This window comes from Mesorhizobium sp. P2_B11, from assembly GCF_056404855.1.
In genome coordinates this window covers 118,705-132,154 of record NZ_JBFUDF010000002.1, presented here as the reverse complement: position 1 = coordinate 132,154, position 13,450 = coordinate 118,705, and the positions used below count along the sequence as shown (strand labels likewise).

The window sequence follows — 13,450 nt, the reverse complement described above, 5'->3', positions numbered from 1 at the left end:
TTGAGCGTGATGCCGAAAAGTGTGAAGCGGTTTTCGGACTACATCATGCTCTATTGATTAGACTACCGGCCATCACGCAGCCGGCAAGGAAATCTCGAAGCGCGTGCCGCGCCCGGAGTCAACCAGGCTGATCGTGCCATCATGCGCTTTCAGGAGGGCCAGCACGATGCCGAGGCCCATGCCGGTGCCGCCGGACTCGCGCCGCGTGGTGAAGAACGGCTCGAAAATCCTGCTGCGATTGCTCGGCGAAATGCCGGCGCCGTCGTCGCTGACGGTGATGGTGACCTTGTCCTCAGCAACGGCGGCCGCGAGCACGACCTGCGTCGCACCGTGTCTGGCCGAATTGTCGATCAGATTGGCAAGCACGATCGCCGCATTCTCGGCCGATATGCGCAAACCGATCGCGCCGCCTGTCTCGATGCTGACCGTCAGCCTGCCATCCACCGGCAGCAGGGCGAGCGCCGCATCGAGCGATGTGCTTTCGCCGCTCGGCGCCAGGTTTTCGGCGCGCGCCAGGTCGAGCAGGCGCCGCACCAGAAGATTGAGCCGGCCGGCATCGTTGACGATGTTGCCGGAAAACCGCTGGCGCTCGGCGGCGTCCATCGCCTCGCCGGAATCGCGCAACAGCTCGGCCGCGCCCTGGATCGCCGTCAGCGGCGATTTGAGCTCGTGCGAGACATGGGTCGCGAAGGTCTGGATGCTGTCGGAACGTGCCTGCAGCTTCTCGGCCATGTCGAGGAAGGCGGCGGACAGTTCGGCCATTTCGCGCGTGCCGTGATGGTCGAGCGGCCGGATCGCGTCGCGGTCGCCGGCGGCGATGCGCCTGGTGCGCTCCATCAGTGCGTAGATCGGCCGGCTGACCGTGCGCAGGAAGACCAGCGCGATCAGCAGCGTGCCTGAGAGCATGGCGATGGCCGCGAGCGTCACCTTGCCGCGCTCGCCGTAGAGATGTTTGATGATGTTGTTCGGCGTTCGCGACAGATAGATCACGCCGGCGACATGGCCGTCGACCGCAATCGGCATGGCGACAAAGACGCGAACCTTGGTGCCGCGACTGACCGAATAGAGTGGCGGCGGCGGCTGGTCGGGAATGCGTTGCCTCAGAACGCTGGCATAGTGGCCGGCAAGGGCCTCGCGCACCTCCTCGACATGGGCGAGCGACAGGCCGACCTCATCGCCCCCGGCAATGACGACGCCTTTCGGATCGAGCAGCCGGAAGCCGGCCAACGTGGTCTTTTGCGTCGTGTCGAGAATGCCGGACAGGTTGGCGCTGATCGCCGCAAAGGCCGGATCGGTGGTGGCGGCGATGCCGGCCGGCCGCGTCGGCAGCAGATAGTCGGAAGCGAGATCCAGGCTCGGCTCGATCGGCTGGTAAGGCGAATCGTCGCCGCGGCTGGCATCATCGCTCTCAACGTCGACCGGCCCGCCGAGCTTGTCCTGGGAAATGCCGGCGTCGCGGACATCCTGCGCATAGATGGCGGCGATGACGGCGCCTTGCGCGATCAGTTCGCCTTCGGTCTGGCGGATCAGCTGGTTCTCATAGAGCCGGAAGAAGAACAGGCCGACCAGCGGCAGCGCCAGCACCATGATGAGGATGGCCAGCACCACCGTGGCCAGCCTTGGCCGCCATTTAGTGCCGATCCATTTGCGGTCGCTCAGGCGCCGCATCGGCCGAGCCGGAAGCCGACCCCATGCACGGTTTCGATGGCGTCGTGGCAGCCCACCGCCGCCAGCTTGGCGCGGATGTTGCGGATATGGCTGTCGACGGTGCGGTCGGCGACATGGATGTTGGCGGCATAGGCGCTGGCCACCACCAGGTCGCGGCCGAGCACATGCGCCGGACGCGCCAGAAACCCTTTCAGGATCGAGAATTCGATCGCCGTCAGCGCCAGCGCCTTGCCGTCGAAACTGGCGCCATGGCTGGCCGGCGTCAGGTTGAGTTTGCCATGCGCGAAATTCCTGTCGTCGGCCGGGTCGGGCGCCACAGGGCGGGCGCGGCGCAAAATGACGTTGACGCGCGCCACCAGTTCGCGCGGGCTGAACGGTTTTGTGACATAGTCGTCGCCGCCCATTTCGAGCCCGAGGATGCGGTCGATCTCCTCGTCGCGCGCCGACAGGAATAGCACCGGTACGTCGGAGCGTTGCCTGAGCCGGCGGCAGACTTCCAGCCCGTCCATCTCCGGCATGCCGATGTCGAGTACGACGAGGTCGGGCTCGCGGCGCTCGATGGCCTGCAAAGCGGCGGCGCCGTCAGCCACGGCTTGTGTCTTCATCCCTGCTTTTTCCAGCGCAAAGCAGATGATCTCGCGTATGTGCGGATCGTCGTCGGCGACCAGGATTTGATGCGGCATGGGTCTAGCGGTCCGGCGTGGATGGCATGGCAGGCGGTTGCTGTGCCGGAGGAAGCACGAGCGGGCCTCTCTTGTCGAGAATTTTGGCCAGGCGCCAGCCGCGAAAGCTCCAGGCGCGCCAGTTTTTCTGTTCGGCGATATAGTCGTCGATCATCAGCTGGTCGGCCAGATAGGTGATTTGGTTGCCGAATTTATGCATGTAGAAGCGGTCCAGCGCCGGCATGGCGACGGCGCCGAACGAGCGCAGATATTGCGCATCGAGCGGCGTGCCGGAGCCGGACATTTCAAGCGAGTGGTCCACATTGAAGTTGGCGATGGTTGCTGCGAAGTTGACGAAGCAGCAGGCATAAAGCGTCGCCGATAGCGTCGCAAGATTGGCCGAAAACAGCCATTCGTTGGACTTTCTGAGCGCAATGCGGGCGATGATCAGCGCAAGCCCCGCCGCCACCAGCCCCATCCAGACGAAAGCGGCGATGCGCCAATAGGTCAGCGCATAGACGCCGATATAGAGGTCGAGCCGCAGGATCGACGAGATGACCAGCAGGATGTTCTGCGCCACCCAGGCGTAGACCAGCCGGCGGATCAGCGGATCGCCCGAGGTTTCGCTGCCCGGCCGCAGCGCCGCCAGCACGAAGCCTGCGGCAAGCAGCGCGGTGACGATCAGCGGATAGGCGCCGCGATGCGCATAGGTCGCGTAGCTCATGCCGGCGGGAAGGGCGACGCCGCCCCAGAGGTAGGCCGCGTCGAGCCCGGTCTGCAGCGCAAACAGTGCGTTGAAGACGAGCAGCGCGCGCAGAATGGCGCCCTTGCCGAAGATGATATCCTCGACGACATGCCGCTCCGCTTTGGCCGCCGGCTGGGCGCCGGCAAGCTTCGGCCGCGGGATAAGGCGCGGGAAGCGCGGCAGGCGCGGCCGCAGCAGGGCCCAGACACAAGCGAGCACAAACAGCCAGAAGGCAATCCGCGCCAGCTGGATGAGGTCGAGGAGCTTCATCAGGTCGATCAGCGACAGCCAGTAGTCGATAACAGGATTGGCGGCGCCGAACAGCGCGAGGAAGACGGCGCCCAGCGTCAGCGGCATCACCCAGACCGCGATGGATGCAAACCGGATCCGGCGCCGGCCGAACCGCCGCGCCGTTTTGCGCCAGCGGATGAAATCGCTGACGAACCGCAGCGGCACCGCCACCAGGAACAATGCGATCTGGCCGGCAATGCGGGCGATACGGCGCCGCAGCCGCCCGGCCAGCGACAGCGCAAACACCACCATGGCAACGAGCGCGACCGAGACCGACAGCGGGCTGACATTTTCGGCCAGCGGCAGCAGCGCGACGAACAGGCAGGCAGGCCTGAGCCACGGCATCCGGGAATTGAGGGCAGCGGGATGCACGGCGACGACCGCGCCGGCCGTCACGATGGCGAACAAAAGAACGGTGATACCGGCGGGCTGGTCGTAGAAGAAAAAATCCGCCAGCGCGACGAGCAGGACGGCGATACCGAAGCGGCTGCAAAAGCTGACGAACGATGTCATGCCAGGACTTTCCTGGTGGGCTGGATCCGACCGACGGGTGGGCGGATAAAAGGGAGCAGGCTTGCCTCGGGGCGGGCCTCCGGCCGCGGCGGATCGACCAGCCACCAGCTTTCGCTGCTGAGACGATAGGGCAGGGACCAACGGTGGATGTTTCGCTGTTGCATGCCGCCCTTGTCGTGGGCCTGCATGGACACGGCGGGGCGCTGCGGAGGAGGTTTTCCGCAGAACCGTGCAGTTTTCGTGCAGCCAGGCTCCTTTCCTCTCCCTCCGGAGGGGGGAGAGGTGGCTCGGCGAAGCCGAGACGGAGTGGGGGAACCACCTTCGCCGCGAACGGACATAAGGGCACAAGCATCGCCTCGCCTTGCGCCCAGGGGTCGACCCCCACTCCGTCGAGCTTCGCTCGACACCTCTCCCCCGATCGACGGGGGAGAGGAAAGGCCCCCTTCCGCAACTGCTGAGGAGAACGGGCAGGTGAGGGGCAGCGCCAGCTTCGGCGATTGGCTGGCACCCCAGCCGAAGCGACTGAACCACCCTTGCCTCACCCGCCCCCAGGCGGCATAGATCGCGTATGACAAGCGAACCCTACCGCCCGCGCCGTTCGGTGCTCTACGTCCCGGCCTCCAACGACAAGGCGCTGGCCAAGATCGCGCAGCTTGCCTGCGATGCCGTCATCATTGACCTCGAAGATGCCGTCGCACCCGCCGACAAGCTCGCGGCGCGGGACAAACTGGCCGGTATTTTCGCCAGCCGGCCAGTTGCCAACCACAATGGGCGCCGCTGCGAAATGATCGTGCGCGTCAACGCACTGTCCTCAGAATGGGGCGCCGATGACCTGCTGGCCGCGGCGAAATTCGAGCCCGACGGCATCCTGTTGTCCAAGGTCGCCACGCCGCGCGACATCCTTGAAGTCGGCGATGTGCTCGACGACAATTTTGCTCCTGACAGCATAAAACTCTGGGCGATGATCGAGACGCCAAAAGCCATGCTCAACATTGGCGCCATCGCCGAACTCGGCCGCGATCCGGCCTCACGCCTCGCTTGTTTCGCTGCCGGAACGAACGATCTGGTCAAGGAGACCGGCATTCTGGCGACGCCCGACCGGCGCTATCTCGTGCCATGGTTGATGCAGATGGTGCTGGCCGCGCGCGCCGGCGGCATCGACATGCTGGACGGCGTCTCCAACGATTTTCGTGATCCTGACGCTTTTGCACGCGAGTGCACGGAAGCCGCCGCCATGGGTTTTGATGGCAAGACGCTGATCCACCCGGCCCAGATCGACGCCGCCAACCGCGCCTTTGCGCCGGCGCTAGATGCCCTGGTCGAGGCGCGGGCGGTGAAAGATGCTTTCGCCTTACCGGAAAATGCCGGCAAGGGCGTGATTGCGCTGAACGGCAGGATGGTCGAGCGGCTGCATCTGGCGCAGGCCGAAAAACTGCTGGCGAAAGCTGCCGCCATCGGCGCATGATTGGCTAAGCCGGCTTCGGAATATCCCCGACAGGACGAACTTACGACAGGACCCGCCCCATGAGACTCTACCGCTTTCTATCCGCCCCCGACGATTCCACCTTCTGCCACAAGGTGACGGCAGCGCTGAACAAGGGCTGGCACCTCTATGGCTCGCCGACCTACGCCTACGACAAAAAGACCAAGTCGATGCGCTGCGGCCAGTCCGTGGTGAAGGATATCGACGGCCAGGAGTACGGGCCGGATACGAAGCTGAGCGATTGGTAGGGGGAACCTTGCCGGCCTAGGCTGCCTCGGCGATATCGAGACGCACGGTGAGCCCGGCCTGTGTGGCCAGGTTGATCAAGGTGTTCAGGCTGAAATTCGCGATTCTGCCCCGCAGCAGGTCGCTAAGGCGTGGCTGGGTAATCCCGAGCCGGTTGGCTGCTTCGGCTTGGGTAACGTCCCAGCTTCGCACCCGCTGTTCGATCGCGATCAGCAGGTTGGAGCGCATGGTCATGTTGGCGGACTGGGCCGGCGTATCTTCCAGCGCGTCCCAGACATTTTCAAAACTTTGACGTTCCATGGTCATGCGTCTCTGGCATAGCGGATCTTATATCAAAACTTGTATAATTTACAAACGATAGCGAAGAAGCCTCGCATGACAGATAGCTCGAACGAGCGGTTTGCGGATGTGCGAAAAGTGCCAGCGCAGGATGTGTTGAGATTCGGGTCAGGCCGCGCCGAAAATGGTGGCCTCCGAGAACCGGAGCGGAGCGTACTTGAAGTACGTGAGCACAGGAAGCGCAGGAGGCCGCCATTTGCAGGCCGGCCTCACCTGAATATCGGCACAGCCTACTCGGCCGCCTCTTCGAGCTTTTCCATATCATCGTCCGACAGGCCGAAATGGTGGCCGATCTCGTGGATCAGCACGTGGGTGACGATGTCGCCCAGCGTTTCTTCGTTCTCGGCCCAGTAGTCGAGGATGGCGCGGCGGTACAGCGTGATGCGGTTCGGGCCCTCGCCGGTCTGCGGGTTCCAGCGTTCGGCAATGCCGCGGCCCTCGAACAGGCCAAGCAGGTCGAACGGCGTTTCCAGCGACAGATCGTCCATGATCTCGTCGGTCGGGAACTCGGCGATCTGGATGACGATCTCGCCGGTCAGCTTGCGAAAATCCTCCGGCAGATGCGCGTAGGCCTCCAGCGCCAGGAACTCCATCTCCTCGATCGCGGGAGAGAGTTCGTCATGCCAGGTGCGGGTCTTGTAGATGCGGGCCATGCTTTGTCCTTTGATCCCGGCATATAGGCTTTCCCTCGGGTCGAGGCAAATGCGTGGGCCGCTCTGGTCCAAGGCTGATCGTTGTGGAGACCTTACCCTTCCCGCGGGAATCGGCTATGCGTCGGGTCCGGCCATGGACAACAGGAGTTCTCATGCCGGACCTTTCAACACTAGGACTTTTCGCCATTGCCTGCCTCGCTCTGACGGCGACGCCGGGGCCGGATATGCTGTTGATCGCCTCGCGCAGCGCCAGCCAGGGACGCGCGGCGGGGTTTGCCACCTATGCCGGCATCGCCGCCGGCACCTATTGCCATGCGCTGGCGGCCGCCTTCGGCTTGTCGCAGCTGTTCCTTGCCGCACCCATCGCCTACGACATCGTGCGTTATGCCGGTGCTGCCTATCTGGCCTGGCTCGCCTGGAAAGCCTTCCGCTCCGACGGCACGGCGCTGGCGCCGGTCGCCGGCCTGCCGCGTTATTCGAAGCTGCGCATCGTCCGGCAGGGACTACTGACCAATCTGCTCAACCCGAAAATGGCGCTATTCGTGCTGGCGTTGTTTCCGCAGTTCGTTCATCCCGAAGCTGGGGCTGTCGCAGCGCAGATCCTGGTGCTGGCAACCGTGCTCAATGCGATCGGGTTGGTGGTCAACGGGCTGGTCATCCTGACCGCCAGCCGCATCGGCGCAGCCCTGTCCAAACGCACACGCTTCCAGCGCGCGCCGCAGATCCTGCTTGGAACCGTCTTTGCCGGGCTGGCGGCGCGGCTGGCGTTTGGCGGTCAGCGCTAGGCTAAGAGCGTCGCCCTGACAGTCAAGGAATAAATTCCTTCTGACTCCGCTTGACTCTTCAGTCACCCTCTGGAATCTATAGGAACATAACAGGAACAAATGTGAGAGAAACTGACCGTCATGGCGACATCAGCCGTGGCGCGGGAGACTGTTTTTGCCCTGCGCCGCCAGATCGCGAAGATCGAGGGAACGCTGCCCGAGCGCCTTGCCGCGCCGGCTGGCGAGCGGCCTCGTGCGCATGCTGACGGGAATGTTGGTGCGCCCGACCTCGATGTCGCTCCGGATGTCACCATCATCCGGCGCGGCCTTGCCGCAGCTTTGCCGGATGCCTTCCTGCCCACCGGCGTCGAACGCCTCGATGGGGCGCTGAGCGGCGGCCTGCCGAAAGCCGCCCTGACCGAAATCCACGGCCACGAGACCCGCAATGCCGGGGCCGTCGCCGGCTTTGTGCTGTCGCTCGTCAGCCTGATCCTCAGGGGGCAGAACCTGCCCGTGCTGTGGATCGGCACGTCGGAGATTTTTCGCGAGGCCGGCTTTCCCTATGCCAGGGGATTGCAAAGCCTGTTCGGCATCGCGCCGGAGCAATTGCTGTTTTCCGAGGCGCCGAAACTCAGCGATGCGCTGTGGGTGGCCGAGGAAGCTGCCCGCATGACCGCGCTCGCCGCCATCATCCTCGAAATCCGCGGCAGCCCGCAGCGGCTCGACCTCACCGCGACGCGCCGGCTGCATGCGCGCGCCCAAAACGCCGGACGGCCGGTGTTCCTGCTGCGCCAGGCCGGCGAGGCCGAACCGACCGCCGCCCCGGTGCGCCTCATCGTGTCGGCCGCACCGGCGGCATCGCGCCGGACCATTGCCGGCCCGCTCGCCGGCTCGATCGGCCGCCCCGCCTTCACCGTCAGCATCGGCAAGAGCCGCACCGCCCTGCCCGGACAATTCACACTGGAGTGGAACCCCGATGAACACCGTTTCGAAGAAAGACGGCCACACAACGAGCAGTCAGAGAATTCTGTCGCTGTGGTTCCCGCATCTCGGGGCGGAGCGGATCCTGCGCCAGCGCCTGGGACGGTCGTGGCGTTCCCGGCCGTCGGATCATTTGCCTTTGGTGATCAGCCATCGCGACCGCAACGCCCAGCGCATATCGGCCCTCGACGAGCGGGCTGAGGCGCTGCATCTGAAGCGCGGCATGGGCATTGCCGACGCGCGTGCCATGCATCCCTCGATCGACATTGTCGAGGCCGATCCGGAGGCCGACCGAAGGCTGCTCGAAGGCCTCGCCGACTGGTGCGACCGCTACACGCCGCTGGTGGCGCTCGACGGCGCCGACGGGCTTTATCTCGACGTCACCGGCTGCACGCATCTGTTCGGCGGCGAACGCGCCATGCTGGATGACATTCTTGCGCGCTTTTTCCAGCAGGGTTTCGATGTCCGCGCCGGGCTGGCCGCGACGCCGGGCGCGGCCTGGGCGGCGGCGCGCTTTTGCGGCGATCGCATCGTTGCCTCGGGCGAGGAGGAAGCGCTGCTTGCCCCCTTGCCGCTGGCCGCTTTGCGCATTGAGCCGGATATCCGTGCCAGCCTGGAAAGTGTCGGCCTGCGCACCGCCGGCGCTGTCATGGCCGCGCCGCGCGCGCCGCTCGCCCGCCGCTTCGGCGCCACCTTGCTGTTGCGTCTCGACCAGGCGCTCGGCCGCCTCGATGAGGCGGTATCGCCCCGCCTGCCGGTGGCGCCGCTTTCGGTCGAGCGCCATCTCGCTGAGCCGATCGTGCTCACCGCCGAGATCGAGCGGCTGGTGGAAATGCTGGCGATAACGCTGAAGGTCGACCTTGAGCGCCGCGGCGAAGGCGCCAGGATGCTGGCGCTGCTGTTGTTTCGCGTCGACGGCGCCGTCAGCCGGATCGCTGTCGGCACCTCGCGCCCGTTGCGCGAACCGAAGCTGATCCAGCGCCTGTTCCACGAGCGGCTGACGGCGCTCGAACAGGATATCGACGCCGGCTATGGCTTCGACCTCGTACGGCTTTCGGTGCTGGCGGCGGCCGCCTTCGACATGCAGCAGGCCGATTTGACCGGCGAGACCGAGGATGACGGCGCCGACATCGCGATGTTTGCCGACCGCATCCGCGCCCGGCTCGGCGACAATGCGGTGCTGAAAGCGGTCGCCGTCGAGAGCCATCTGCCGGAGCGCGCCGTCGCCACCATCCCCTTCTCGGAGGCGCCGCGACGGACCACGCCGCCGAAACGGCCGGACCGGAAGGACGCACCGCCGGCAACCACCTTCCCGCCGGAGCGGCCGATCCGGCTGTTCCGCTCGCCCGAACCGATAGAGGTGCCGGCCACCGAAATGCCGGAGGGGCCGCCGATGAACTTCCGCTGGCGCCGCGCGCTCTACCGGGTCGCCCGCGCCGAAGGGCCGGAGCGCATCGCGCCGGAATGGTGGCGACAAGGCGAGGAGGACACGCCGACGCGCGATTATTTCCGCATCGAGGACAGCGACGGCCGCCGTTACTGGCTCTACCGCCAGGGTCTCTACGGCGCCGGCCAGCCTTCGCCGCGCTGGTTCATGCATGGGGTCTTCGCATGAACGCGCTGACCGTCATCCCCTATGCCGAATTCGGCATCCAATCGAACTTCTCCTTCCTGCGCGGCGCCTCCAAGCCGGAGGAGCTGGTGGTGGCGGCGAAATTCCTCGGCTTCTCGTCGATCGGCCTGGCCGACCGCAACACGGTCGCCGGCGTCGTGCGCGCCTGGCAGCAGGCCAAGGTCGAGAAGCTCGCCTATCACCCCGGCTGCCGGCTGGTGTTCAGCGACGGCACGCCGGACATTCTCACCTATCCGCAGGACCGCAAGGGCTGGGGGCATCTTTGCCGCATGCTGACGCAAGCCAATCTGCGCGACGAAAACGAGAAGGGCGCAACCCTTCTCCAGCGCAGCGACCTGCTCGAATGGGGCGACCTGCTGTCGCTAGCGGTGCTGCCCGATCTCTCTGGAGATGCGGGCGATCCCCTCGCAATGATCCGTCAACTGAAAGACCGTTTCGGCGCCAATTTGCGACTTGGCGTGGCGCCGGACTATCGCGGCAATGACCGTTTTCGCATGGAGCAGGCGGCCGCTATTGCCCAAGCCGCCGGCGTGCCGCTGATGGCGACCAATGATGTGCTCTATCACAGCGCCGAGCGGCGCTCGCTGCAGGACGTGCTGACCGCCATCCGCCTCAATCAACCGGTCGCCGAGGTCGGGCTGGAGCTGACGGCCAATGCCGAGCGCCATCTGAAGCCGCCGCTGGAAATGGCGCGCCTGTTTCGCCGCCATCCGCAGGCGCTGGCCGAGACGCTGCGCTTCGCCGGCGAGCTGACCTTCTCGCTCAGTGATCTCCAGTACAATTATCCCGACGAGCCAACGCAATCGGGCCTCGGGCCGCAGGCCGAACTCGAGCGTCTGGCCAGGGAGGGGGCCGCCACGCGCTATCCGGCGGGCGTCCCCGCTTCCGTCACCCAGCGCATCGGCGAAGAGCTCGCTTTGATCGAGCGCCTGAACTATGCGCGCTATTTCCTCACCGTCTACGACATCGTCCAGTTCGCTCGAAGCCAGAAGATTCTGTGCCAGGGCAGAGGTTCGGCCGCCAATTCGATCGTCTGCTTCTGCATCGGCATTACCGAGGTCGGCCCCGAGCGCATCGACACGCTGTTTGAGCGCTTCATTTCCGAGGAGCGCAACGAGCCGCCCGATATCGACGTCGATTTCGAGCATGAGCGGCGCGAGGAGGTGATCCAGTACATCTACTCCAAATACAGCGCCAAGCGCACCGCGCTGGCGGCGGCCGTCATCAGCTATCGCGGCCGCTCGGCGCTGCGCGAAGTGGCGAAAGCCATGGGCCTGTCGGACGATGTCCGCAGCGCGCTCTCCAGTTCGATCTGGGGCTGGTCGACCTCGGAACTCGGCGAGAAGGAGGCCCATGCCGGCGGCCTCAACCACAACGAGACCTCGACCCGTCACGTGATCGCCCACGCCAACGAGATCATGGGCTTTCCCCGGCATTTGTCCCAGCATGTAGGCGGCTTCGTCATCACCAGGGACCGGCTCGACGAGATCGTGCCCATCGTCAAGACGGCGATGGAGGCGCGCAAGATGGTCGAGTGGGACAAGGACGATCTCGACGCGGTCAAGATTTTGAAGGTCGACGTGCTGGCGCTCGGCATGCTGACCTGCCTGAAACGCGCCTTCACGCTGCTTACGGATCATTATCCGGATGCGCGCGACCCGCATGGCCAACCCTATGTGCTGGCCACTCTCCCGCCCGAGGACAGCCGCGTCTACGACATGATCGGCCGCGCCGACACGCTCGGCGTCTTCCAGATCGAATCGCGTGCGCAGATGTCGATGCTGCCAAGGCTCAAGCCAAAGGATTTCTACGACCTTGTCATCGAGGTGGCGATCGTGCGGCCCGGCCCGATCCAGGGCGACATGGTCCACCCATACCTGCGCCGCCGGCAAGGCAAGGAGAAAGCCGAGTATCAAAAGCCGGAGCTTGAGGCGATCCTCAAGAAGACGCTGGGCGTGCCGCTGTTCCAGGAACAGGCGATGAAGATCGCCATCGTCGCCGGCGGTTTCAAGCCGGGCGAAGCCGACGAACTGCGCCGCGCCATGGCCACCTTCAAGCGCACCGGCACCATCGGCAATTACCGCCAGCGCATGATCGACGGCATGATCGGCAAGGGATACACCAAGGATTTCGCCGAGCGCTGCTTCAAGCAGATCGAAGGCTTCGGCGAATACGGCTTCCCCGAAAGCCATGCCGCTTCCTTCGCGCTGCTCGTCTATGCCTCGTGCTGGTTCAAGACCTTTTATCCAGACGTGTTCTGCGCCGCGATCCTGAACTCGCAGCCGATGGGGTTCTACCAGCCGGCGCAGCTGGTGCGCGATGCACGCGACCATGGCGTCGATATCCGCGATGTCGACGTCAATTTCTCCGTCTGGGACTGCACGCTGGAGGAAGACGAATTCGATCCGGACCGTATTCTCCGGCGCCACGGCGAAATGCGCGGTGTCATCGAGACAAGGCACGCCGTGCGGCTCGGCTTCCGGCAGATCAAGGGCCTGTCCAAGGAGCGCATGGAGCAGTTCACCGAGCGGCGCGGTTCCGGCTATTCAAGCGTCAGGGATGTCTGGCTGCGCTCCGGCCTCGATGTCGGCGAGATCGAAAGGCTGGCGCAGGCCGACGCTTTCCGCTCGCTCGGCCTCGACCGTCGTGAAGCCTTGTGGGCGGTGCGCGCGCTGGACGGCAAGAGTGCGGCCGAGAAACTGCCGCTGTTCGACCAGCCGGCGATCCGGCTGCGCGAGCTCGAACCCGAAACGAAACTGCCGACCATGCCGCTGGGCGAACATGTCATCCACGACTATCGCGCGCTCGGCCTGTCCTTGAAGGCGCATCCGGTCGCCTTCCTGCGCGAGCGGCTCGATCGTGCCGGCGTCATCCCCAATGCCAATCTTGGCTCGGTGCGCGACGGCAGGCGGGTCTCCGTCGCCGGTCTGGTGCTGGTGCGCCAGCGCCCCGGCAAGGGCAATGCGATCTTCCTGACGCTGGAGGACGACAAGGCGGTCGCCAATGTCATTTTCTGGGAGAGAACCTTTACCCGCTTCCGCCCCATCGTCATGGGCGCCCGCTTCGTCAAGGTCACCGGCAAGCTGCAGTCGGAATCCGATGTCATCCACATCGTCGCCGAAAAGATCGAGGATTTGACGCCCTGGTTGACGGTGCTGCTGGAAGAAATGACGCCGGCCGTGCCGGTCCGGCCGGATATCGCAGCACTCTCGGACAAGGCCGAGAGGGTCATGCCCAAGGGAAGGAATTTTCAGTAAGGCGCTTCGCGATTAGCCGAGACACCTATCGCTTCGTCATCCTGGGGCGAAGCAAGGAGCGAAGCGACGCGGCGCAGACCCCGGGATCCATGCCGTGACGCTAAGGCGTTGAAACGGTGCAGAATTCTGCTCCGCTGCATCTTTCGATCAAGGTCACGGCATGGATCCTAGGGTCTCCGCGACGCCGCTTCGCGGCTGCTCCGCCCTAGGATGAC

The 13,450-nt window shown here is 65.0% G+C and carries 11 protein-coding genes; 6 read left to right on the top strand and 5 right to left on the bottom strand.

Going from position 1 to position 13,450, the window contains the following annotated elements; all coding sequences use genetic code 11:
- Window positions 1-72 precede the first annotated feature (72 nt).
- Genes AC1DYJ_RS04985 through AC1DYJ_RS04975 form a run of 3 tightly spaced genes read right to left on the bottom strand, consistent with a single transcriptional unit; the run spans window position 73 to window position 3,879 of the window.
- Complete coding sequence (locus tag AC1DYJ_RS04985) at window positions 73-1,668, bottom strand: sensor histidine kinase (RefSeq protein ID WP_477289111.1); 1,596 nt, start codon at window positions 1,666-1,668, stop codon at window positions 73-75.
- Window positions 1,656-2,351 carry a response regulator gene (locus AC1DYJ_RS04980; RefSeq protein ID WP_477289109.1) on the bottom strand — a complete coding sequence of 232 codons (696 nt, stop codon included), beginning with the start codon at window positions 2,349-2,351 and terminating at the stop codon, window positions 1,656-1,658. The genes AC1DYJ_RS04985 and AC1DYJ_RS04980 overlap by 13 nt, the downstream gene beginning before the upstream one ends.
- 4 nt (window positions 2,352-2,355) lie before the next feature.
- Window positions 2,356-3,879 carry a DUF4153 domain-containing protein gene (locus tag AC1DYJ_RS04975; RefSeq protein ID WP_477289107.1) on the bottom strand — a complete coding sequence of 508 codons (1,524 nt, stop codon included), beginning with the start codon at window positions 3,877-3,879 and terminating at the stop codon, window positions 2,356-2,358.
- 568 nt (window positions 3,880-4,447) lie between these two features.
- On the opposite strand from AC1DYJ_RS04975, the gene AC1DYJ_RS04970 reads away from it, so the two are divergent.
- Complete coding sequence (locus AC1DYJ_RS04970; RefSeq protein WP_477287967.1) at window positions 4,448-5,344, top strand: HpcH/HpaI aldolase/citrate lyase family protein; 897 nt, start codon at window positions 4,448-4,450, stop codon at window positions 5,342-5,344.
- A gap of 59 nt (window positions 5,345-5,403) precedes the next feature.
- Window positions 5,404-5,610, top strand: a complete 207-nt coding sequence (locus AC1DYJ_RS04965) for a DUF1737 domain-containing protein (RefSeq protein WP_023699283.1) — start codon at window positions 5,404-5,406, stop codon at window positions 5,608-5,610.
- A 16-nt stretch (window positions 5,611-5,626) separates the two neighbouring features.
- Here the strand turns inward: AC1DYJ_RS04965 and AC1DYJ_RS04960 are convergent, their stop codons facing one another.
- Window positions 5,627-5,908 carry a helix-turn-helix domain-containing protein gene (locus AC1DYJ_RS04960; RefSeq protein ID WP_477287981.1) on the bottom strand — a complete coding sequence of 94 codons (282 nt, stop codon included), beginning with the start codon at window positions 5,906-5,908 and terminating at the stop codon, window positions 5,627-5,629.
- Between the two features lie 269 nt (window positions 5,909-6,177).
- Window positions 6,178-6,600 carry a metallopeptidase family protein gene (locus AC1DYJ_RS04955; protein WP_477287964.1) on the bottom strand — a complete coding sequence of 141 codons (423 nt, stop codon included), beginning with the start codon at window positions 6,598-6,600 and terminating at the stop codon, window positions 6,178-6,180.
- Window positions 6,601-6,752: 152 nt separating this feature from the next.
- Between AC1DYJ_RS04955 and AC1DYJ_RS04950 the strand changes: the two genes are divergently transcribed.
- The 4 genes from AC1DYJ_RS04950 (at window position 6,753) to AC1DYJ_RS04935 (ending at window position 13,235) form a co-directional block, all read left to right on the top strand.
- Entirely contained in the window at window positions 6,753-7,385 is a 633-nt protein-coding gene (locus AC1DYJ_RS04950) for a LysE family translocator (protein ID WP_477287962.1), read from the top strand.
- 120 nt (window positions 7,386-7,505) lie between these two features.
- Window positions 7,506-8,546, top strand: coding sequence for an ImuA family protein (locus AC1DYJ_RS04945; RefSeq protein WP_477287960.1), 1,041 nt, complete (start codon window positions 7,506-7,508; stop codon window positions 8,544-8,546).
- Window positions 8,488-9,960, top strand: coding sequence for a DUF6504 family protein (locus AC1DYJ_RS04940; protein WP_477287958.1), 1,473 nt, complete (start codon window positions 8,488-8,490; stop codon window positions 9,958-9,960). Before AC1DYJ_RS04945 ends, AC1DYJ_RS04940 begins: the two co-directional genes overlap by 59 nt.
- Window positions 9,957-13,235 carry an error-prone DNA polymerase gene (locus AC1DYJ_RS04935; protein WP_477287956.1) on the top strand — a complete coding sequence of 1,093 codons (3,279 nt, stop codon included), beginning with the start codon at window positions 9,957-9,959 and terminating at the stop codon, window positions 13,233-13,235. Before AC1DYJ_RS04940 ends, AC1DYJ_RS04935 begins: the two co-directional genes overlap by 4 nt.
- Window positions 13,236-13,450 lie beyond the last annotated feature (215 nt).